This is a genomic window from Paenilisteria newyorkensis (assembly GCF_000766145.1).
In the GTDB taxonomy this organism is placed as follows: domain Bacteria; phylum Bacillota; class Bacilli; order Lactobacillales; family Listeriaceae; genus Listeria_A; species Listeria_A newyorkensis.
Genome location: NZ_JNFB01000004.1, coordinates 1 through 24071, shown reverse-complemented (window position 1 = coordinate 24071; position 24071 = coordinate 1). Strand labels below are relative to the sequence as shown.

19 protein-coding genes are annotated in these 24071 nt (G+C 39.7%); 17 read left to right on the top strand and 2 right to left on the bottom strand.

Going from position 1 to position 24071, the window contains the following annotated elements; genetic code table 11:
• Positions 1-1139, bottom strand: a 1139-nt coding sequence (locus tag EP58_RS01690) for a toxin Cry1Ac domain D-VI-related protein (RefSeq protein WP_036089258.1), incomplete at its 3' end; no start/stop codon positions are given.
• 92 nt (positions 1140-1231) lie between these two features.
• Positions 1232-3754 carry a toxin Cry1Ac domain D-VI-related protein gene (locus EP58_RS01685; protein WP_036089256.1) on the bottom strand — a complete coding sequence of 841 codons (2523 nt, stop codon included), beginning with the start codon at positions 3752-3754 and terminating at the stop codon, positions 1232-1234.
• Between the two features lie 297 nt (positions 3755-4051).
• On the opposite strand from EP58_RS01685, the gene EP58_RS01680 reads away from it, so the two are divergent.
• From EP58_RS01680 to EP58_RS16860, 17 genes are all read left to right on the top strand, one after another.
• Positions 4052-5515, top strand: coding sequence for an AcpB/EbpR/MafR family transcriptional regulator (locus EP58_RS01680; protein WP_036089255.1), 1464 nt, complete (start codon positions 4052-4054; stop codon positions 5513-5515).
• 255 nt (positions 5516-5770) lie between these two features.
• Positions 5771-6451 (top strand): Crp/Fnr family transcriptional regulator, encoded by a 681-nt coding sequence (locus EP58_RS01675; protein WP_036089253.1) that lies wholly within the window; start codon positions 5771-5773, stop codon positions 6449-6451.
• A 97-nt stretch (positions 6452-6548) separates the two neighbouring features.
• Positions 6549-7013 (top strand): DUF4352 domain-containing protein, encoded by a 465-nt coding sequence (locus tag EP58_RS01670; protein WP_036089252.1) that lies wholly within the window; start codon positions 6549-6551, stop codon positions 7011-7013.
• Between the two features lie 26 nt (positions 7014-7039).
• The gene (locus tag EP58_RS01665) at positions 7040-8443 is read left to right on the top strand and encodes a polysaccharide biosynthesis protein (RefSeq protein WP_052164930.1); all 1404 of its coding nucleotides are present in this window, start codon (positions 7040-7042) and stop codon (positions 8441-8443) included.
• Complete coding sequence (locus EP58_RS01660; protein ID WP_236637264.1) at positions 8440-9786, top strand: nucleotide sugar dehydrogenase; 1347 nt, start codon at positions 8440-8442, stop codon at positions 9784-9786. The genes EP58_RS01665 and EP58_RS01660 overlap by 4 nt, the downstream gene beginning before the upstream one ends.
• Before the next feature lie 25 nt (positions 9787-9811).
• Positions 9812-10492, top strand: a complete 681-nt coding sequence (locus EP58_RS01655) for a YveK family protein (RefSeq protein ID WP_036089251.1) — start codon at positions 9812-9814, stop codon at positions 10490-10492.
• 18 nt (positions 10493-10510) lie between these two features.
• Positions 10511-11179, top strand: a complete 669-nt coding sequence (locus EP58_RS01650) for a CpsD/CapB family tyrosine-protein kinase (RefSeq protein WP_052164929.1) — start codon at positions 10511-10513, stop codon at positions 11177-11179.
• Positions 11180-11189: 10 nt separating this feature from the next.
• Positions 11190-12566 (top strand): O-antigen ligase family protein, encoded by a 1377-nt coding sequence (locus EP58_RS01645; protein ID WP_036089250.1) that lies wholly within the window; start codon positions 11190-11192, stop codon positions 12564-12566.
• Positions 12538-13017: a hypothetical protein gene (locus EP58_RS01640; protein ID WP_036089249.1), complete on the top strand. Its 480-nt coding sequence runs from the start codon at positions 12538-12540 to the stop codon at positions 13015-13017. Before EP58_RS01645 ends, EP58_RS01640 begins: the two co-directional genes overlap by 29 nt.
• Positions 13017-14165, top strand: a complete 1149-nt coding sequence (locus tag EP58_RS01635; RefSeq protein ID WP_036089248.1) for a glycosyltransferase family 4 protein — start codon at positions 13017-13019, stop codon at positions 14163-14165. The genes EP58_RS01640 and EP58_RS01635 overlap by 1 nt, the downstream gene beginning before the upstream one ends.
• Positions 14166-14189: 24 nt before the next feature.
• Positions 14190-15680: a murein biosynthesis integral membrane protein MurJ gene (gene murJ / locus EP58_RS01630; RefSeq protein ID WP_036089247.1), complete on the top strand. Its 1491-nt coding sequence runs from the start codon at positions 14190-14192 to the stop codon at positions 15678-15680.
• The gene (locus tag EP58_RS01625) at positions 15677-16795 is read left to right on the top strand and encodes a glycosyltransferase family 4 protein (protein ID WP_052164928.1); all 1119 of its coding nucleotides are present in this window, start codon (positions 15677-15679) and stop codon (positions 16793-16795) included. The genes murJ and EP58_RS01625 overlap by 4 nt, the downstream gene beginning before the upstream one ends.
• Before the next feature lie 14 nt (positions 16796-16809).
• Positions 16810-18000, top strand: coding sequence for a glycosyltransferase family 4 protein (locus EP58_RS01620; protein WP_036089246.1), 1191 nt, complete (start codon positions 16810-16812; stop codon positions 17998-18000).
• Positions 17984-18592, top strand: coding sequence for a sugar transferase (locus EP58_RS01615; RefSeq protein WP_036089245.1), 609 nt, complete (start codon positions 17984-17986; stop codon positions 18590-18592). The genes EP58_RS01620 and EP58_RS01615 overlap by 17 nt, the downstream gene beginning before the upstream one ends.
• Before the next feature lie 38 nt (positions 18593-18630).
• A complete protein-coding gene (locus tag EP58_RS01610; protein WP_077917787.1) occupies positions 18631-19851 on the top strand; it encodes a DegT/DnrJ/EryC1/StrS family aminotransferase in 1221 nt (406 codons plus the stop codon).
• A gap of 139 nt (positions 19852-19990) precedes the next feature.
• A complete protein-coding gene (locus tag EP58_RS01605) occupies positions 19991-22276 on the top strand; it encodes an MSCRAMM family protein (RefSeq protein WP_124892573.1) in 2286 nt (761 codons plus the stop codon).
• A 225-nt stretch (positions 22277-22501) separates the two neighbouring features.
• Positions 22502-24071 (top strand): toxin Cry1Ac domain D-VI-related protein (locus EP58_RS16860; RefSeq protein WP_241480994.1); only part of this gene is annotated, 1570 nt, incomplete at its 3' end.

The window sequence follows — 24071 nt, the reverse complement described above, 5'->3', positions numbered from 1 at the left end:
GCTTTTGCAGCGTCGATGGCTGTTTGGTCTGTTAAGTTTTTGATGCTGTTGCTAGAAGTATCGTCGTTCGTGAATAATTCTTTGACAGCTTTAGAAGCAGCATCTTGACGGTCTTTTTCTGCTTGAATAGCGGCGTTTTTAGCGTCAAGTAAGTTTTGAGCTTCTGCAATATCATTTTCTAAAGCCAATTTTACTACTGGATCAGTGACTTGGCTTACAAGATTTTTTGCGTTATCGATGGCAGCTTGCGTCGTTGTATCTTTGATTGAATCGCTTGATGAGGTGTTGTTTACAAATAGTGCGTCTACAGCTGTTTTGGCATTATTTGATTTCGTTATATCGTCAGCTACTTTTTGTTTCGCTTTGTTTAGTTCTGTTTGGAGCGCTTGTTTTTTCGTTGCATCTGTTACTAAGTTGATTTGGCCTTGAACTTCATCGATCCATGCTTGATCCACAGTTGTCTTTACTTTGCCATCTGTTTCGAACATAGCGCTAACGCCTTCTTTCGCCATTTGGTAGTTGGACTTAGCTGTGGAAAAATCAGATAGTGTTAGCGTTTTAGCTCCGGTAGTTGTGACAACTTGTTGTATGAAAACAAGTGTTTGACTTTCTGTTGCTGTAAACGTATGCTCGGCTGTGCCACTAGCTGCGGTAAACTTACTATCATTAATTACATCGGCGCTTGATTGTACACCCATCCAGAAGTAATTGGATGTAGCGTTCGGATTAGGATTTGTATACTTAGATGAGATTGTATATTCTTTTCCAATTTCTGTATTAATGTATTGACCGACCATGAAATATTTTCCACTTGTGTTGACTAGGGCAATTTCAGTGGGGCTATTTACTTGAATAGTTTTACCATCCGAAGTGGAATATTTATTTCCGCTTTGGGTGAAGGTTGGGGTATTAGCTTTTATATTGTTTGTCGCAGTACCAGTAATCCAGTTTTTAAGTTTGAAGGATGTTGTTTCTGTAGCTTTATCAAAATTAAGATTAAGCAAGTTTGGATTTGCACCTACGGATTGTGTTGTCACAGAGGCAAAAGCTTCTGTGGATATAATATTTAGAGGAGTAACAATGCTTGTTCCTAGGATAGATGTTGCGGCTAAAACGCTAATAATTTTTTTGATTTTCAAATGAATAACCTCTTTCGAATTTTGGATTTTTTTTGATAAATTAGGCTTACTAATAGTTTGCTGAATGGTTGCATTTAACGAGGGGAGAAGTCTTATTGAACTGTTTGAGTGGAAGTGTAAAGAATGTTACCAGCTGTGTCTAATGCTTTTACTTCAAAAGTAGTACCGGCGATGCGTAGAGCTGGGACATCATAGATATATACTTTGTAGTCTGTGCCAGTGACTGCGCCATAGCGGACGAATTGACCGTCAACATAGAGTGCGATCATGTGAACATCGCCTGTGACTGTACCTGTGTTGTAAGTCGAAAGTGTTGTTGTTTCATTAGGCATGACGATACCTTTGATGGTTTTCACTTTCACGTTAGAAGAAGCGCGTTCACCTTCGTTTCCAACGCTATCTACAGCAACTACTTCGAATGTTTGCCCTTCTGATTTGAGCAAGGCAATATCGGATGCATAGATCTTGAATGTGTCACCTGTAACAGCGCCGTAGCGGACGAATTGACCGTCGATGTAAAGCGCGATTTTCTTCGCTTCAGAGGAGACTGTACCTGTGATGTAGCTTGTGCCTTTGAAGTAATCGTCAATCATTGGTTTCACGATTTTTTCTGGTGTTACTTTTGCGGAAACTACAGAGCTAGATTTTAGTCCAATTGTGCCGTCTGCTGCGATTGGTGCGACTTCGAAGGCTTGCCCCGCGACTTGTAGTTCTGGTGTTGTGCTAGCGTAGATTTGGTACGTGCCATTACTTGCGGAAGCAGTGCGGATGAGTTTACCGTTCACATAGATGCCGACTTTGGTTACGCCTGCTTTCGTTGTTCCTGTGATGTTATGGCTACCTAGAGTGTAAGTGTCGATCGTGACTTCACCGAGTGCGAGTTGGCGTTGGGCTTTGTTGATCGCTTGTTGTAACTCGATTTTCTTGGCTGGATCGATCACGGTGTTTACGAGTTGTTGGGCAGCGTCGATAGCAGCTTGGTCCGTCGTGTTTTTGATAGTACCTTTCGTGTCGTCGTTGTCGAATAAGGCTTTGACTGTATTCTCGGCGGCTAATTGATTGGCGATTTCTGCATTTTTGGCGTCTAACAATGCTTGAGCTTTTGCGATATCTTGTTCTAAAGCGACTTTAATAGTCGGATCTGTGACTTGGTTTACGAGATTTTTTGCGTTGTCGATGTCAGTTTGGTCTACGTCATTCGCTAGATTTGTATGGTTGGTGTCGCTAAACAAGTTGTCGACAGATGTTTTTGCGCTGTTTTGAAGAGCAAGTTGTGTATCTAATTGTGATTGTGCGTTGTCTAATTCGGTTTGTAACGCTGCTTTTTGCGCTGGATCTGTGACTGTATTGATTAGATCTTGGATGGTATCAATAGCTTCTTGGGTGGTTGTGTCTTTGATTGTTCCGCTTGGATCATTGTTATTGAACAAGTCTTTTAAGCCATTTTCAGCGGCATCTTGGCGGGCTTTTTCGGCCGTTTGTGTATTTAGTAGGTTTTGAGCCTTGTCTAAGTCTTCTAGTAGGGCTGCTTTTTTCGTAGGATCAGTGACTGTATCTGCTAATTTTTTTGCGTCGTCAATTTCTTGTTGTGACGTTGTATTTTTAAGGGTGTTATTGGTTGGATCATCTCCTGTGAATAGTTCTTTCACTGCTTTTTCGGCAGCTTCTTCACGGGCTTTTTCGGCAGCAATTGCTTCATTACGAGCATTTAGTTGCGTTTGAGCTTCGTTTAATTGATTCTGCAATTCTGCTCGTACGCTATCCGATAGTACGGCATCCACTAGTAGTTTTGCGGCATCTATTGTTGCTTGATCCGCGTTGTTGTTTATAGTACCAGTCACTTCTTTATCGATAAATAGGTTAGCTACAGCATCCCGTGCCTCTTGGTTTGCAGCTTCATCTATTTCTGTCACAGAATAATTACTCATAGCAGCAAAATGATAACCAGTGTTCGTACCAAGATTCTGGTAGGACATTTCTGCGGAAATAACTGTTTTATCGGAGGTTGCTCTAAACTCAATAATTTCATTTTTATTCGTTATGGTTTCTGCGGATCTTCCAGCTAAACTATACGAATTACTTTTGTATGTCACATTACCAGTATGTGTTGCGACCCGTGCGTTCATTTGGATGAGGCCATTTTGTGGGCTTGTAGCAAAACCGCCTGTATTATAGAGCTTTGTGTCATATTTAAACTGATATAATTTTCCAGGTTCTGTTTTGATAGTTGTCGCAATATACGCTTTCTTTTGAGCAGTAACTGCGGTATCACGTGTAGAGTAACTAAATGGATTAGTTGCGGAAATTGCTTGAGTGGAGTTGATATTTGTACGTAACCAGTTGCTATCATCATACAAGGTTGGCGTTTTTGTGGGATCTGGGTTTGTTATAATGCTCGATTCACTGATTTGGTAATCTTTGAATTTGTTATTGATAGTTGTGAAGTCTTGGCTGATAAGATTCGGTCCAACGGGGGTGTTAGTATAGTTTCCAGTAGATCCAATGATGATTGGATTTTCCTCAGCGGCAACTGATAATGCTTGAAATGGTGTCATTAAGCTAGCTCCAACAATAGATGTTAGTGCGAGTGTGCTGACTAATTTTTTCATTTTCATAAATAATAACCTCTTTCAAATTTTTTTGGAATTGGTAATTTATTTTTGTGGCTTTCTTTGTCTGTGTGCTTCTTGCTGATAACTCTATTTAACCATGGAAGCCAAAAGTTGTGTATTCACTCTTGTCAGTTATGAGTGTCATTTTTAAAAGAAGAAGTTGCGGTAAAGAGGAAGTTGCATTTATAATAAGTCGCAGAAAGGAGGAATGATATGGAAACCTTTTTTAGAAAGGAGGAATGTTTTCCAAGAGAGCAAGGTAACGTAAGCAAGGATATATAATTTGAAGGAGGGTTTATCATGAATCATTTTTTTTCACAATTGGTTGCTGATAAAAAGATAAAACGCCAAATTAAGTTGTTGAGAGCAATTTATGAGGCCAACTATCCGATAACGCTGGATGAGATTGCGGATGATTTCGGGACTTCTAAGCGGACGTTGTTTCGGGATATGAAGGATTTGGAGTATATCTTGCCAGAAGATAATATTGTGGAGTTTAGTTCGGCTTCTGGATATACTATTAATCATGCGCATTTAATTGAGGATTTAGTCGTCCAAATTGCAGAACAATCACCGCTGTATACGATTGTCAATAGTGTATACGATGAGATATTTTTAACTATTGATGAATGGGCAGATGATTTATTTTTATCTACCTCGACGTTGTATCGCTATCTAGGTCATCTGAAAAAGATATTAAAGGAATTTAAATTGGAGTTGACGTTAACCCCAGTTGCAATCGTTGGCGATGAAGTGAACATTCGTCATTTTTACTTTCATTTTCTCTACAATACGAATGATATTTCTTCTATGAACAAGCCGACAGAGGAGGATAAAGAGATTTTTCTACGGTGGTATAGTGAGGCTATAGATAAAACGGATCGTAAAATAGCGACACAACATTGGAGTGGTTTGTATTGGATTATGATAATTAGGAAACGATTGGAGCAGGGGCACACGCTTGTATTAGAGTCACGTTTGAAAGCGTCTGTGAGACAGTTGTCAACGTATAAGTTCATGCCTAGGTCTGGACGGAGTTACTTTCCAGGTATTGAGGAACAGTATGTGACAGAAGATGAGTTTATGTATGGTAGCTTGTTATCTCTTGATAACTATGTGTATGAGAAAGGCAAGACAGTAGACATAGAAGGATTGATAGATGTAAAGAATTTAGAATTAATCAATCAATTTTTAGTAAATGCTTTTACGAAACTAGAAAAGGAATTGCCTGAACCAGAGATGTTTTCTTTATACGTGCTATACTTGCGGAATGTCTATTTTCTCACCCAGTTAACGCCACTTTTCCAACGAAATAGCACGGATATCAATCGGCTTATTAAGCACAGACATCCAGCTATGTATATAAAGTGGTTAGAAATATTGACTGATGCGCCGATTAAAAAAAAATTTGGGATAGAGTATGTAGAGGATGTTGCGGTTAATTTTACGATGTTTACCTATTTTTCACACCAAAGTAAAGGAGAGCGGAAAAAACATGTGGTGTTTGCTTTTGATGGCAAAAATTCTTATCTGAATTATTTGAATGTTTTGGTGGATAGTTTTGTGAATCCCGATGTAGAGATAACTTTCCTAGTAAACCAGCATATTACGAATAAAGTAGTGAAGGATTTAGACGCGGATATTGTTGTATATAACTACAAAGAGGATGGTGAGCGACTTGATTGTATTAAATACAGAACGGAACGCATGCCTACAGATCAAGATTGGGAGAAAATAAATAGCCTTATTTTTGATGTGGAATAAGAACAGCATTGAGCAAAGAAACGTGGTTTAGGCTACGGTTCTTTGCTCTTTTTTGTAAGTTTTTTCACGTTTGGCAGTCATTAGTGACAATTGTGATTACTCTAACATACCAGGAGATGATTAAATAGAGTTAGCAGCAAAGCAACAAGGCACTGTCGGATAATTCACGAAATAGACATAAATTAACGGGATTAGTAGTGTTTTTTTAAAATAAAAGATAATTATAACTGTTAGTATAATTTTGGAGGTGAGGAAATGGAATTAATGGAGCTTTATAATCGTGATACGATTGAACAAGATTTCCATCCGCAAAAATTATTTAGGCTATTACTTGAAGACAGTAACTTCCCGATTTATAAGGAACGTGTTGTATTTGGGAGAGGTGATCAGATCATTTTGGAATCGGCTCAAGTGGAATCACCATATGTATATGCTGTAGAAAATGGTGTCGGCGCGCTGTATATTGGCAAGCAGATTATTGATTTCGTCGGTGAAGGAGATTTTATCGGTTTACATCATAGTCAAGAGATTCGCAATACGCAGATGCGTGGTGAGGTTTTAACAGGAAAAATGATGGTTTGGCGCTTTTTGCTAAGTGATGTTATCGCTAAAATGATGAGTATTCAAGAAGGTTATTTGTACCATTACAACTATATGAGAATGATGTACGAACGTTACGCGATGAAAATTGTAAGTGGTAGCGATACGAATCAGCAGAAGATTGAAAATATGCTTCAAGTCATCGTGGAGCGTTTTGGAACAGATCGCATCGATAATTATGTGAAACTGCCAAGATGTTTCACGCGTGGAGCAATGGCTAATTATGTTGGGGTAAGTAATACCACCCTGAGTGCTGTATTGACGCAGTTGGAAAAAGAAGAAAGTATTATTTTTCAATCACGAAATATACTAGTATTAGATGACTTATTTTTCTGATGATTAGTTTATTAAATTTTTTTAGAATAAATAGATATTATTAGAGATGAAGATAAATACAGTTACTGAAACAGTAAATGCGTTTGGAGGGATTAGAGTGTTCAAAAAATTATTAGCTATTGCGGGTATCGTTGTAGTATCCATGACTATCGCCGCCTGTACTGGGAGTGAAACGCCTGAAAAAGCAAATAGGCCAAGTCACCAAGTTCAGGAAAAAGTAGATGCGAAGGGTTTGGAAATAAATATGGAACAGGCGAGTTATACGGATGAGCGAGATCAAGATACGCAGCAAGTGAAGCAAGTTTTACGGTTGAAAATAACGTTGAAAAATACATCGATTGAGGATTTGTTCTTTGATAGTACAGCACTTCAGGTGACGAACAATAAAAATGAAAAGCTAGCTATATATCCATTTGAAAATATGATAGAAAATATTGCATCGAAGGAAAAAATGACTGGATATGCCTATTTTAAATCAGATAATAAGGGCCCGTATACGGTAGTTTATAAGCATCCGATTACAAAAGAAAAATATGAATGGCAAGTGAGCCCTGAAAAATGATAGACAATGATTGCGAGGTATAACAAATGGTTTTGAAAAGGACGGTAATTATCGGTGGTGGAGAAGCGGCTAACTATGTTTTTCACGAGCTGACGAATAGAACGGGTTCCGAATACCAAATTATTGGGTTACTAGATGATAGTCCGCATGTGAAGTTGGATAGAGCGCCGAGGCTTGGTGGGCTAGATCAATTAGAGACAATTGTGAAAGATGAAGCCATTACATGTGTATTGCTGGCGATACCTTCACTGGAATATGCCAAGCGCGCACAGATATTGGACATATGTATCGCATTACAAATTGAGACGCAAGTTTTGCCAGCATTACAAGATATTTTTGCTGGAAAGGCGAAAATTGAAATGCGTCCTGTTGCGTACCAAGATATCATTGAACGTGATGAGTTCGAGTTGGACTACCAAGACGTAGCACGGATGGTGAAGAATAAAACGATTTTAGTGACTGGTGCTGGTGGCTCGATAGGATCAGAAATTACACGCCAAATTATGCGTGGAAAGCCGGAAAAGTTAATTTTGCTGGGGCATGGTGAGGCGAGTATTTACAATATTCATCGCGAATTAAGAAAAGCGTATTCGCACGTGGCATTGGTTCCATGTATTGCAGATATTCAAAATAAAGAACGACTAGAAGCTGTTTTTGAGGAGTATCGTCCAGACATTGTTTACCATGCTGCAGCGCACAAACATGTACCGTTGATGGAACAAAACAGCACGGAGGCAATTGCGAATAATGCGCAAGGTACGTGGAATTTGGCGGCAGTTGCTGATGCACACAGTGTGGACAAGTTTGTCATGATTTCAACTGATAAAGCTGTGAAGCCAACAACTGTGATGGGCGCGGCAAAGCGTATCGCTGAAAAAATTGTACAGTTATTCAACCAAACATCTCAAACGAACTTTTGTGTGGTGCGATTTGGAAATGTGTTAGGCAGTCGTGGTAGTGTAGTCCCGCTATTTCACGGTCAAATTTGTAACAACGAACCGGTGACATTGACGCATCCTGATATGGAACGCTACTTTATGACGATTCCAGAGGCGAGTAAGCTTGTGATTCAGGCGAGTATGCTGACATCCGGTGGTGAAATATTTGTTCTTGATATGGGTGACCCGATTAAGATTTTGGATGTTATTTATAAATTAATTGACTTGACTGGAAGAAGACGTGAAACGGTTTCGATTGAATTTATCGGTATCCGTAAAGGTGAAAAAGTACAGGAAGAATTATTCGAAAATCACGAAAAAAACCCAGTTCAAATTTTTGATAAGATTTTTGTGGGGGAAGGCAATCCGCATCCGGCCGAATTAGTCGGCATTCAGATGTTGCTGGACATTTATATGGGTCTCACAGATGAGGAACGTAAAAAGCGGTTATTCGAATTAGTAGAATTAGATTGGAGATATGAAAAAATATGACGTATACGCAATTGGAAACTATGACAACAGTTAGCAACTACGACATTTTGACGAATAAAATTTTGCAAAAAGAAGCGGTGATTGGCGTTATCGGTATGGGTTATGTCGGCTTACCATTGGCGATGGAATTTGCATCGGAAGGTTTTCAAGTTATTGGTGTGGATTTGGATGATAGCAAGGTAGAAACCCTATCACTCGGAAAATCGCACATTATCGACATTCCAGAAAGGGTGATTGGTGAAGCATTACAAAATCAGCGCTTCCAAGCAACGACGGATTATCAGGAACTGGAAAAAGCCAACATCATCAGCATCTGTGTTCCGACGCCACTTACCAAATCCCATGAACCTGATATGAGCTACATCAATGACACTGTTTCTCGTTTGAAACCAGTGATTCAAAAAGGTACGCTACTCGTTTTGGAGAGTACAACATATCCAGGTACAACGCGCGATCTGATTTATGCCGAGTTCGAAAAAGAAGGCTGGACAACTGGTGAGGACTTATTCATCTGCTTTTCTCCAGAACGAATCGATCCAGGGAACAAACAATTTAAGCCGAAAGAAGTCCCGAAAGTAGTCGGTGGTATGACAGAGAAATGTTCTGCACTCGGCCAGTTATATTATGAAAATGCATTTGATACGGTTGTTCCAGTATCTACGCCAGAAATCGCCGAAATGACAAAATTACTAGAAAACACGTTCCGCAGCATTAATATTGCGTTTATCAATGAAATGTCGTTGTTGGCAGAACAACTTGGTATTGATTTGTGGGAAGCCATCGATGCAGCAAAAACCAAACCTTTCGGATTCATGCCATTTTATCCAGGGCCAGGTGTTGGTGGGCATTGTATTCCGCTTGACCCGATGTACCTTTATTGGAAAGGCAAAGAGAAGAATTTTTTCAGCAGATTTATTGATCTGGCGCAACAAGTGAACACTTCGATGCCAAAACATGTCGTGGAAATCGCCAGCAAAGCGCTTAATAAACAAGGCAAGTCACTCAGTCAGTCGCGCATTTTACTCGTTGGTATGGCGTATAAGAACGATATTGACGATGTGCGAGAATCCCCAGCATTACACGTGTATGAGCATTTGAAAGAAGCTAATGCAAAACTCACTGTACTCGATCCTTTTGTGAAATCGTTCCGTGATGCTTCTGGTGAAACTATTTATCCGGTATCCAAAATAGCGGATGTCAAAGCCTATGATGGTGTTATTATCATGACAAAGCATTCGACGGTTGATTATGATCAGATATTAGCAACAAGTCCCTGCATTATTGATACTAGAAATGTTTGGAAGAAGCAACATGCACACGTGCACAAGATAGGTCAAGCATGAATAGAAAAAGTAGAGGTGAACAAAAATGAGTGCAAAAACAATGGAGCTGGGCGTCACATTAAAGATTATTAAAAATAATCTAATCTGGCTAATCGCCTTGCCATTGATTGCCATGACGATTGCGTTTGGTATTAGTAAATATTATATCGCACCGCAATATACTTCATCCGCGCAGATTTTTATCACAACTAATGTGGAGTCTGGTTCGGAAAAAGAAACAACGGTGTATTCGGAGCAACTAAAGACCAATATGCAGATGGCGAACACATTCAACACGATATTAAAAAGCTCACGAACGCTGGAAACAGTGAGGTCAGAGCTGAATCTAACTGAATCAAATGACGCTTTAGCAAAAAAAATAAGCATCCAATCAGATAAGGATTCCCTCGTTTTCACGGTATCAGTAGAAGATGGAAGCCCTAAAAGAGCACAAGAAATCGTAAATAAGATTACAGAGACTTATCAAAAAGACCTACCGAAGCTCGTTTCTAATAATAAAGTCATTATATTAGAGCCAGCGAATCTTCCACTAGAACCAACATCCCCAAATATTATTATCAACACGATGATTGCTTTTGTTCTTGGAATCATTGGCAATATCCTCTTAGTCTCACTTATTTACCTTTTCCGGAATGTCATTGAAGGAGAATCCGATTTGGAAGAACTGTCGCTGAAATTTATTGGTGATATTCCGCTTATTAAATAACGCAGAAAGGAGACTGGTATGAAGACATATCGTGATTTTGAACAGAGTAAAGAGATTCAATTTTACAAAGAAAAATTCCATAGCATTCAGACAAGTCTGCAATTCATGTTGAAAAAACAAGGTATCCGCAATTTTATGGTGACTTCGGCGAATATGAGTGAAGGCAAGAGTTTTACGAGTGTTAACATTGCTGGTATTTTCGCGGAGAAAGGAAATAAAACGTTACTAATTGATGCGGATTTCCATAGGCCATCTTTGCGAAAATATATGCAAATTTCGGAAAATATAGGATTGATAGATCGCTTGATGGGTGAAAAAACATTGATGGAATGTACCCAAGAAACGCATCATCCGAATTTGAGGTTAATGCCCACAGGAATTGCGCCGCTAAATCCGAGTGAGTGGGTGGATTCTTTAGAGATGAAGCAGCTTATTGAAGAGGCGAAACAACAATTTGATTACGTTATTATTGATGCCCCGCCGCTTCTGCCAATTACCGATAGCCGGATTCTCAGCTCATTGTGTGACGGTGTACTCTTTGTTGCTTTTGCTAAACGGACGAAGCGTAGCGATATTAAGCAGGCGATGCGATATCTGGAGATTTCTGACGCGCATGTGATTGGCAGCGTAGTGAATGGTGTGCCGGCATCTAAAAATGATATGAAAGGTTATCGCTACAAATACTGAGGTGGAGATCGTGAATAAAACAATAACTTTAAAAGTGACCTTTGTATTTAGTTTCTTAGCATTACTTGCTGTAGGAACGCTGTATAAAGAAGTGTTAGTTCTCCCGTTTCTTATCGCTATCATAGTATTTAGTTTCTTTTTCACACTGAAACAATTAGCAGAAATGACTTGGGTAATTCTCGTTGTTGCCTCATTCTTCGGCTCAATCCTTTCTATTCCTGGATATGAGAGCTTGTTCTTGTATCGAATTTTACTACCAGTTCAAGTGCTGTTATTACTGCTAACTTGGAAAGACTGGTCCTGGCTCAATAGACGTGTGCGAATCATGTTACTTCTGCTCCTCGGTTGGCTCCTTGCAGCGGCAATAACACTCGTCTGGGCAAAATATCCAGTAGCAGGATTCCGAAATTTATATTACATCATCGAAGCGATTTATCTGATAGGAACTGGAATTTACTATTTGGATAGCAAAAAGAAACTAGAACGACTGGCGCTACTCTTGTGCGGTGTGATTAGCATCAACATCAGCATCGCTATGTATGAGATAACGACAGGGCTTCACTTGAAAAAATCAGCGTTAAACGGTGCGATTGGAAATGTTCAATTCTTGCCTAGTGGAACTTTTTTTAACCCGAATGACCTCGCGTCTTTCCTTGTGTTATTCCTGCCCTTGGTCCTCGTATACATGCGATCTGAGACATATTTTGGGAAAATAATAAAAATCTCGCTCTCAGTTATGTCTGTTTATATTATCATCGCGACACAATCTCGCATTGCACTTGTCTTAATCGCAGGTATTTTGTTTCTCCTTATTGTAAAAAAATCGTGGAAATGGGGAGTGCTGATTGTACTCTCTATCCCACTTATCTTACAGTTACCAGCGATGCAAGAAATCACAAAACAGGTGAATCGAACCTATACAGAAAAAGATACGTCAACTGATTTTCGACTGGAGATTACAAACTACACATGGCAGACGATTCAAGATACGCATTTTATTGGACTTGGCCCTGGGAATGTGCAAATGGCATTAGCGCAATACTTTCCAGCCGATGAGCAAAATGGAGAAGGTGGCGTATCCGTGCATAATTTCTTGCTAGAAGTTTTAGCTAATTACGGTTTGCTATCCGCGTTGTTCCTTTTCTTATTCCTGTACTTCGTGTGGCAATTTAGCTTCCGATTATGGTACGAGAACAAAGGAAAAGAACCTTGGTATATGTTGCCCCTAATCATTAGCATCGCCTTTCCATTCATTTCATTCGCATCAAGCACAACACTTGAAAAAAGCTATGTATGGATCAGCTTTGGGATAATTCTGGCGATATTGAACCATTACTTTAAACGAACGGAGCTTGAAAATGAAAAAAATCATACTTTTAATAAGTAGTCTATTTGTAGTAAGTGTGCTTGTTTCTTGTCAGCAAAACGAAGAACCGAAACAAACTACGGCGAAACAAACGCAACATGATTTTCCAAAAGATGAGGCAGCAATCGTCACGAGCTTGAAAATAGAAATGGTATCTATAAAAGATGCCAGCAAAAGCCTACCAAAAGGCGAGAACCTAAAAGAGAAAAAATTAATGAAAGTAAAAATGAAGATTGGAAATATGACAGAATACAACATTCCGATGGCGGCGAGTTTTTTCAAAGCATTGGATTCCAATGGGAAATATCAACTAAACTACCCAATGGTAGACGAGCTTGGCGAAACGATTTCTGGGGATAAGGTAATTCACGGCGCTGTATATTTTGCCATTCCAAAGGATCGTGTCATTGAGAAAATCGTCTATGAAGATCCGAAAAGAGACGCGTTTTATGAGTGGGCGGTGGAAAAATAATGATGGAGAAACTGAATGTCTTAATGGTGTCCGATGATTTCTATCCAAGTGTTGGAGGAATTGCCGCTCATGTACTAGAAATTAGCCGCGCCATCAGTGCTCTAGGGCATAACGTTGTGTTGCTTACAAAAATATATGACCCGGAGAATGAATTGCCGGAAGAAGTGTATGTCGGTAACGTCCGTGTCGTGCGGGTGAAAGTAAGTAATAGACGAAAAATTAGAGCATTAGAATTCATGTATAAAGGCAGGCGTAAAATAAAACAACTGCTGGAAGAAGACGTATTTCAAGTGATTCACTGGCATAAACTTATCGCTGATTCGGTCATTACGAAAATCCCATTCGACGGTGTAAAAATTTTTACAAACCATTCCTCCACTTTTCTGAATTGGTATGCGCAAAAGAAATTTACGCGTTGCCGTGTTTTGCTTGGGCATATGGATGGCGTTATCGCGCCGAGTTCTGAGCTGACGAGTAAAATTGCTATGGTTTTGCCAAAGAAAGCTGCTCGGAATATTTCAAACGGTGTGGATGTCTCTAAATTTTATCCAGATAAAATGATGCGCCGTGTAATGCGCTTGAAGCTAGGATACGAGGCTTCGGATAAGGTTGTGATGATTGCGAGGCGACTGGAAGAAAAGAATGGTGTCCTGTACTTTACGAAAGCTATTCCAAAGATGCTGGCAAACAACCCAACGATTCAAATCTTGATTGTTGGGAGTGGAAGTCAGGAAGCTGCAATCCGTACTTTCATTGAAGAAAATGACCTGGAAGAGCGTGTGACAATCGTGACGGGTGTGATGAATCCAGAAATGCCACATTATTTTAATGCAGCGGATGTTGTCGTGCTACCTTCCTTGATGGAGGCGACGAGCATTGCTGGCCTAGAAGCGATGGCGTGTGGGAAACCGCTTGTTGGAACAAGTGTTGGCGGGATTCCTGAGATTATATCTCCTCACGAAACGGGTTTGCTCGTACCTGCGAAATCTATTGAATCATTGGCGAACGGCGTTTTGGAAATGCTAGCTGATGAAAAGAAACTCCTCGAGATGGGGGATAAAGCTTTGAAAGCTGTTCATGATAATTTCGCTTGGCAAGAAATTGCAAGAAAAACAGTGGCGTTTTATAAACAGAACTTAGAGGCCTAAAAAGCTAGAAAAGGTGATTTACGAGTGACTTCCAAATTAATGAAACCATTCATGCTGATGATACTACTGACGATTGCCACTCAATTTTTCGGTTTGATAAAAAATGTATTTATCGCAAAAATTTTCGGAGTGGGCGCGGAAGTAGATGCTTATAATTTAGCGAATACGTATACGGTATCGATTACGAACTTAGCTATACCAGCGATTATCATTGTACTCATCCCGTTTTTAACGAAGCGCGGAGATACTGTGGCTGAACGAGCGGCAATCAATACGTATGTCAGTGTCTTGCTGCTAGGAATTATAGTGGCGGTAGGGCTAGGTATTGGAAGTTTGTTTTGGATATTGAAGCATCAGTCTGGTTTATCGGAAACACTAACATTAACCTTGTTGATTATTATGATTCTGAGTGTTGCACAAATTTATCGCGTCTTGACCGCTGTCTTAACTGCATTCCGGCAAGTCGAGAACGATTTTCTAACTGCAAAAATAGCGACGTTATGCAGCACAATTTTCAGCGGTATCTACATCGTCTTGGCGCAAAAACCCTCTATTTTGTTAGTCAGCTTATTTTTGACTATTTCATTTATTCTTGAAGCAGGCATCTTGCTTGTTCGAAACCGTGGATTTGGATTTCGTATCCAGTTTAAATGGGGAAATCAAATTTTCCACAAATTAATACGCCAAACTGGGCCAGTTGTTTTTAACTCGATTGTGTTTCAAGTTTCGCTACTTTTCTCAACAACGCTGGCTAGTTTTTTAGGTCAAGGGTACGTGGCAACATTAGGCTATGCAAACCAGATTTTAAGCATTATTCAGGCGCTTGTTCTTGTTAATATTTTAACTCTCGTGTACCCTTCATTGACGCGCATGTTTGCTAAAAAAATTAACGCTGGAAAAGAATTATTTATCAAATATGTCACCGTTACGAACATACTTGTCATTCCATTGGTCGTTGGGATTGCGGTTATCGGTGACCTGTTCACGGCACTGCTTTTCGAACGGGGTGCGTTTACCTCAGCGGATACGCAACAAGTGACTTTATTTATGACCATGCTGGGTATTGGTTTACCGGGATTAGTGCTACGAGATTTCATTTACCGGGTTTACTTCTGTTTAGATGATACAAAAACGCCGTCCCGAATTTCTATTTTCACAATACTCGCCAATGTTTTGTTACTCCTGATTTTAACTCCTATTTTTAATATCTACGCAGTACTTCTTATCCCCGGATTTATGAATTTTGTATCTGCTTGGTTTGCTTATCGACTACTCGAAAAACGAATTGGGCGAATGGATGCGCGGCATAAGTTGGTCAAACAACAACTGATTATTCTTGTCAACGCAGGCGTGATGGGAGCTGTACTCTACTATTTAAAAGTGCAAATTAGTTTGTCCCCAATCGTATCTTTATTACTGCTTGTTGTAGTTGGAATAGCAATATACGGCGCACTTGTCGCCCTCACGCAAAGACGTTTTATCCGAACTTTAAAAACGAAAGGAGCAAGCGAATGATGAAAAAAGTTCTAATAATGAGCTCGGTCCATCCTTGGAATGATACGCGTGTTTTTCATAAAGAGGCTGTGAGTTTGGCTAATCTAGGCTATGATGTAACGCTTTATGCAGCAGCCAGTAATCATGTCTATGAAAACAACATTCCGAATTTGCGTGTGATTACATTTACGTCGAAAAGCATGATGAAGCGGTGGCAAACATGGTTTAAATTCTATTCCATTGCTAGCCAATCTGATGCTCAAATCATTCATCTACACGATCCAGAACTACTACCACTCGGCTATTTTCTGCAGAGAATGCATCATAAAAAAGTGATTTTTGATATGCATGAAGATTTCCCGGCAGTGTTGAAAGCGAAAAAAATCGGTAAGTTAAGCATGCCGAAGTGGTTGATACGAATCGTTTCTTCCGCTGAAAAAAAGATGCTTCAAAACATGAACGCAGTGATTTATGCAGAGAAATATTACAAAGAAAACTATGGGGTATTGACGACGAAACAGATGGACGTTTACAATTATCCCTTTTTACAAGAGGTATTTGAAATAGCGAAATATGAGACGCCGACATTGATTTATGCGGGAGCGATTCATGAAATACGCGGTTTCAAGGAGATGCTTGCAGTCGCGCAACTTTTGAAACAGGCAAACTATCAATTTCAGTTGCTTATTATAGGAAAAGTGCCGGAACGATTGGAAGTGTATACAGAGGAATTCCTGGTTGAGAACGATTTGGTGAACGAGGTGCAGCTGGTTGGCCGCTTAGATTTATGTGAGTTGATGACGTATTACGCGAAGTCCCACATTGGTCTGGCAATACTTCACCCTGAAGCGAACTATTTACGCTCATTACCAACGAAAGTTTTTGAATATATGTCGTTGTCTTTACCGTATGTGCTTTCCAATTTCAAGTCATATGAGCGTTTGGCGGAGGAAACGAAGAGTGGCTATGCGGTCAATCCATTGTCTCCGAACGAAATCGCAGCACAGATAAAGATGCTACTAGATGAACCAAAAAAGCAAATGGAACTCGGCTCGAATGGCTATAAACAACATGTAGCTAACTTCAATTGGTCGATTGAGGAACGCAAATTAGGCGAATTATATGACGAAATTTAAAGGAGTCAGTTACTTTGAAGATACTATATATACACCAGCATTTCCAAAAAGAAAAAGGCGCGACACGGTCTTATGAGTTCTCAAAATATTTCTTAAAACAAGGTCATAACGTCACGCTTATCACTGGAACTGGAACGAGTGAAACGACGGCAGAAGGGCTTGAGGTCATTTCTACCGCAACGAAATATAATCAAAAAATGAGCAAATGGCGCAGGATTCAAGCATTTGGCCAATTTATGACTGGTAGCTTCAAACAAGGCATGAAACAAAAAAGTGTCGATGTGATATATGCAACGTCAACGCCTCTAACGGTAGGTTTGGTTGGTTTAGCGCTCAGCAAAATAAAGTGCGCACCATTCGTATTCGAAGTCCGCGATGTTTGGCCAGATGTGCCCGTGAAATTAGGTTATTTGAAAAATCGTTTTTTGATTGGAATGCTGTCTTATTTAGAGAAGCAGTTGTATAAGCATGCAGCACATGTTGTGGCATTATCGCCGGCAATGAAGGAAAACATCGTTGCGAAAGGTGTGAGCAGTGAGAAAGTGCACGTTGTGGAAAACCTCGCAAATAATGAAGCAATGAATCGAATTACCGCGAAAATACCGACTTCTCTCGCTGTGAAATCGTGGATGAAGGATCGTTTCGTCGTCGTACATCCAGGTACGATGGGTGAGGTAAATGGATTGCAACATTTGGTGAATGCCGCTCGTGAAATGAAAGATAAATCGCATATTGGTTTTTTACTCATCGGTGAAGGCTCAGAGAAATCGGTATTACAACAACAGGTTGCGGAACAGGGACTGGAGAATGTGCTAATTCTAGATGAAATGCCAAAAAAAGAAGTACAAAGTTTCATTAAGTGTTGCGATTTAGGTGCGATGACAGTGAAGGATGCTCGGATTCTTTGGGATAACAGTGCCAATAAATTTTTCGACTTTTTAGCAGCGGGGTTACCGGTGATATTGAATTATCAAGGTTGGCAGCATGATGTCCTAGTGAAAAGCGGTGCTGGCAAAGGATTTCTATATACAGATCAGGCAGGGTATTGCCGATTTATTGAAGAGATGGCAGAGGACAAGGCGCGTTATTTCAAAGCGCAGAAAGCAAGTAAGCGACTAAGTGAAAATTATGATGCTGAGCGTTTGGCAGGTCGTGTACATGATATTTTGGTGAAAGGAGTCGCTAGAAATGAAGCGTTGTATTGATGTTGTTGTTGCTTTTAGTATGGGAATTATCGCGATTTTGCCAGTTTTAGGTTGTGCGATTATATTTTACCTTTTATATAGAGAAATACCGTTTTATGTAAGTGAGCGTGCTGGGAAGAATCGGAAAGCTTTTCGAATTTATAAGTTGAAATCGATGCGTCAATTGTTTGCCTCATCAGGAGAAGCGTTGCCAGATGATGCGCGATTAACCTCGTTTGGGATGTTTTTGAGGAAGTACAGCCTAGATGAGTTGCCGCAATTATGGAATGTGTTAAAAGGTGATATGAGTCTGATTGGGCCACGTCCGCTCCCGATGGAGTACAACGATTTGTATAGCGAAGAACAGCGTAAACGAAATGACGTGAGGCCTGGCATAACAGGTTTGGCACAAGTGAACGGACGCAATGCAATCAGTTGGGAAGCAAAATTTGCATGGGATGTTTATTATGTGGATCATTATTCAGCTAAACTGGATTTAAAAATTTTTATCCAAACTATTGGTAAAGTGCTTGGTAGCGCGGATATTAGTCAAGATAATCATGTCACCACGGAAAAATTCCAAGGAACGATAGGCGAGACACAGGTAGAATGAGTCACGTATAAATTTAATGATGAAAGAGGTTAAAACGGATGAATAAAGCCATTTTACTATCAACACCACATATGAGCGGCAAGGAACAGGACTACATTCAAGAAGCATTTGACACGAATTGGATTGCGCCGCTAGGAAGGAATGTTACAGAATTTGAACAGCAAATTAAACAGTACACTGGGGCTAAATCAGTTTGTGCGACAAGTTCTGGAACAGCTTCGATTCATTTAGCGTTGCGTTTATTGGAAGTAGGGCACGGAGATATGGTTTTCTGTTCCTCCTTCACGTTTATAGCCAGTGCAAACCCGATTAAATATTTAGGGGCTGACGTGACTTTCATCGATTCAGAACCAGAAACGTGGAATATGTCGCCTCAAGCATTAGAACGCGCGTTAGCAGATGCGAATAAAGAACAATGCTTACCAAAAGCGGTGATTATCGTACATCTATACGGACAAAGTGCAAAAATGGATGAATTAGTCACTGTTTGTGAAAGCTTTGGTGTTCCAATCATTGAGGATGCCGCAGAATCACTAGGCTCTACTTATAAAGGGCAACAAACAGGGACATTCGGAGACTTTGGTATTTTTTCCTTCAACGGTAACAAAATTATTACAACATCTGGCGGCGGTGCGTTGGTAGCTAAAGATCCAGCGATGATTGAAAAAGCCATTTTTTTAGCCACACAAGCAAAAGAAAAAGCGTGCCATTATCAACATGAGGAAATCGGTTATAACTACCGAATGAGCAATATTTTAGCAGGGATTGGACGCGCGCAAATGGAAGTTTTGGATGAGCGTATTGCGGCAAGACAAGCTAATTTCCGTTTTTATACAGAGAAGTGTCGATATTTGGACGAAGTAAGTATGATGCCGGAATTTTCTAACTCGGTATCGAATCATTGGCTCAGCGCTATCACATTAGATATAGAGAAAACAGGTATGACACCGTACGATGTGATGGAAAGAATGCAAGCATACAATATTGAAACGCGTGTCCTGTGGAAACCGCTACATTTGCAACCAGTTTTTGAAACAACGCCATTTTATAAACATGAGCAAGAGGAAGAATCTGTTTGTGAAAGGTTGTTCCGCGAGGGGTTGTGTTTACCATCAGGATCGAACTTGACGCAGGCCGAACTAGAATATGTCAGTACAGCTTTAGAGAACATTTTTAAGGAGAATGAACAAAGCGAGAAAAGTAAAGGAGGTGATGGCAAGGCTAATTTGGTTGAAACGGGAACTATGGCGCTGCTTTAAAAACATCTATGCGCAAGGGACATGAATTTTTTTTTGAAGGGGGGCACAGTGATTTTTAGATAAGAGAAGTGTCTAAAATAGAAAGATAGATAGACATAGATAACTCAGGTAAAAATATAAAACTGTGGGGGAATTGAATTTGAAGAAATGGATATATTGCTTAATGATGCTCGTTCTTTTCATAAATACTATTTTTATGGCAGCGGTAAATGCTAGTGCGGTAACAACGAATAATGGCGTGCGGGCAACAGGGAATTTCAATATTGATTTAAGGGTATATGATGCGCCAATTATTAGCTCGGGTAAAGTGAATTTACGCGTGACATTAAGCGCGGATGCAGATACTGTGCATGATGACGGAGAATTAATTTCGGTAGTGATTCCTAGAGAAGTATACAACGCAGGCACGTTAACAAATATAAATTCAACGGCTTTCACAATCGATCACGTGGACAAATCACCAGCATCGATGCCAGACAGCATTATTGTGTACGTAAAGCCAGTTAGTAGCTTTAACGTTGGTGCGGCATGGTCGGCGTCATTTACAATCTCTTTTCAAGCACCGATTATCCGCACCAATACGACATTGCAAGCAGATCAAAAATTCACAGCGAGCTACCGAGGAAAAACGGACACTGAAATTGTACCGATTTCGATGCAGCCAATTGGAACGCCTGTCCCTTTTGAGAAATGGTGGAAGGGAACAGTAGATAAAAACGGTATTGCTTTGGTTCATGCCTCGGATAGTAGTTTTAATACAGTTCATTTGGCGATGAATGTGCAGACACATTTGAATCTGCATGATGTCGTCGTTACCGATGAAGTGCCACAAGGCTTAGAAATTGATCCTCACGCACCTGTTACAAAAGGTATTGATGCAACAGATAGCAGTTCCGTCGATGGTATTCGGATTATTTTAACACATCCAGATGGCTCACGAGAATACGTCACAGCTCAATATGCTGATAAAATCAACTACGATCCAGTCACCCAACAGCTAACATTTAGCGTCGATCAGTTAGATCCCGATGAAATGCTTCTTGTCGAGTATAAAGTAAAAGTAACGCATGTTTATGAACAATACAAAGGCCCAGCGAAGATGACAAGTCAAGAAGTTACGAAAACAGCGAGTCTCACGTACCGACTAGATGGTGATGAGAATTTTAATAAAGTATTGAAAAAAACAGTGGACGAAACAGTTATTACAGCAAAAAATCCAACCATCCATTATTCTCTAGAATTAGGTGCGATAACTGGAACGATTAAAGCTGGCCAAACATTTACCGATAAATTGGATAGCCGTCTTGATTACAGCGGTATCATAAGTGACGATTCAGGTGCATTTGACATTGTAGAACAAAACAATGAGCTAACGATAGTTGTCAAAAAAGATATTCCAATCGGTAGTTCAGCTACAGCCAAATTTAGCGTCGATGCAACACGTTTAGCGATTGGAGATAGTGTTCATAATACAGGAGCGATTTTGCTAAATGGCGAATATTATGATTCCAATACGGTTACTACGAAGAAAATCCGCGGTGATATCCTTATTACGAAGCAAGATGCAGCTGATTCTACACAAAAACTAGCCGACACAGTATTTGAATTACAGAACCCAAACGGAGATGTAGTAGATACTGGTGTGACGAATGCAAATGGTGAATGGCTAATCGAAGGCTTAGTACCTGGAGATTATCAGCTCGTCGAAACAAATGCAAGTCAAGGTTACGCGTTGGATTCGACACCGATTCCAGTCACAATTACGAACAACAGCCTGAGCACACTAAACATCACAGTTGAAAATAAAAAAATAGCACCAAGTACACTTGAAGTTACAAAAGTGGACAAAGATACTGGCGTGTTTTTAGCTGATGCAACCTTCCGTTTAGAGAGCCCCGATGGAACTTTTGTTGAAGGAAAAACAGATATCAATGGAAAACTATATTTCATTGGGTTGCTGCCAGGTAAATATTTATTAGAAGAAACAGCGGCACCGATTAACTATTTGTTAGACCCAACGATTCATGAAGTAGACGTAGTTAGCGAAGGAAGTAACATACAATTAACTGTCGAAAATAGCGCGATTCCAGTAATACCACCAATTTTCAACGACCCAATCGATCCGGTTGAACCTAATGACCCAAGTAATCCAGATGATCCTGCTAAAACACCAGAGAATTCTGTCACAACACCAGAAAAACCAGTAAAAACACCTAACAAGCCAATAAGCCCTATTTCGCAAAAAGCACCATCTATTGTGCCAATCTCCAAATCAAATATTAGCGTAAAACAGGAAAAAATAGCACAAAAAGCAAATGATTCTAAACTCCCTAAAACAGGCGATCATAGTTCCTTAGTTTGGGTAATATTGGGCTCTTTACTACTTTTAGCGTGTATTAGACATCGAAGAATAAGTGAGAAGTAGAATATATTTGACAAAAAAACGAAAAAAGTTCATGAAATCGTCATATAAAAAAAATATGGGATTGAAAACTAAAAAAAAACTGACAATTATAGCTGGTAAACTTAAATTAAGGAGGTGAGAGAGAAAAATCGTTAGAAGGTAATACTAAAGAGTTCCTATTCGCGGTATAAAAAGCCGTGATTGTAAGAAATAAAATTTTAAAAATTGAAAGAGGTAAAAACTAAAATGAAAAACGCAAGTAAAAAAATAGCAGTAGGTTTATTAACAACGACAATTGTAGCATCGCAAATTTTCCCAACATCATTAAGTTTATCAGAATCATTGAGCGGTGGACATCTAGCAGAAGCAACAGTAGCAACGGATTACTTCAGTGCTATATCATCTCAATCATCAAACATAATTGTGAATGAAGCTAACGGAAAAATTAACGTTGTAGTTAATTTAACAAAACTTAGTACTGGTGGAACAATTAGAATTAGAGCTACTAGTAATGGAGTTGGTGCCGAACTTTATAATTATGGAATATTGGAAACACCAACAGCTACTGGGATAAAAATCTATACATTAGATAAAAAAGTTGAGATTCCTAAATTTGGAATGCTTACTGTGGATTATTATAACAAGGCAGGAACAGCTGTTGTTGCAAGTGTAAGTTATTTAGTTAACGATGGCTTTACATCGACTAGCCAAGATATTTCGGATGCAACAAACAAGGTCAATAATCTTTTCAAAGATGCTAATAAAAATAGCTTGAAGCCAACAACAGACCAAGCAGCAATTGATGCAGCACAAGCAGCAGTAGATAAACTTGCAGCAGGAACGGATAAAACCAATTTACAAAACGATATTAATAAAGCAAAAGAATTGTTAGCAAAACAAACAGCAGATAAAGCAGCGCAAAATACTGCGAAAACTGCTGTGGATGCCCTATTCACAGATGCAACAAAAACCGGCATTAAATTGACAACAGACCAAGCGGCAATCGATGCGGCACAAGCTTTAGTGAATAAAGTACAAGATCCAACAGTAAAAGCAGACTTACAAAAAGATATCGACAAAGCACAAAGCTTACTAGATGGACAAAACGAACAAGCGAAACAAAACACAGCGAATACAGCGGTAAAAGAGCTTTTCACAAACAACGACCCAGCAAGCAACGCGATTAAAGACACAACGAACCAAAAAGCGATTGATGACGCACAAAAAACCATCGACGTTCTAGCAGCAGGTCCAGTGAAAACAGCCCTACAAGCAGACTTAGATAAGGCACAAGATTTACTTGACGCACGCACACAACAAGCGGCAGACGACCAAAATCAAAAAGCAGTCGCAACTTATGCCGTGAATCAACTATTCGTGAACAACACACCAATAAGTGATGCAATCAAAGCTTCGACAGATCAAGATGCCATCGATAGCGCCCAAGCAGAAATCAACAAAATCAAAGATCCAGCTCTAAAAGCAGACTTACAAAAAGACTTGGATCGTGCACAAGAATTGTTGAACCAACGCAATGCAGCAAACCAAGCAGAGCAAGCGAAACAAGATGCAGCCAGAAAAGCAGTCAACGAACTATTCAACAGCAACACCCCAGCAAGTAATGCAATCAAACCAACAACGACACAAGCAACAATTGATGCTGCACAAAGACTCATTGACACTGTAACTGATCCAACAACCAAAGCAGCATTACAAGCAGACCTAAACAAAGCACAAAGCTTACTAGATGCAAAAAACGCAGCAGCAGCAACAGAAAAAGCGAAACAAGACGCAGCGAAAAAAGCAGTGGATGAAC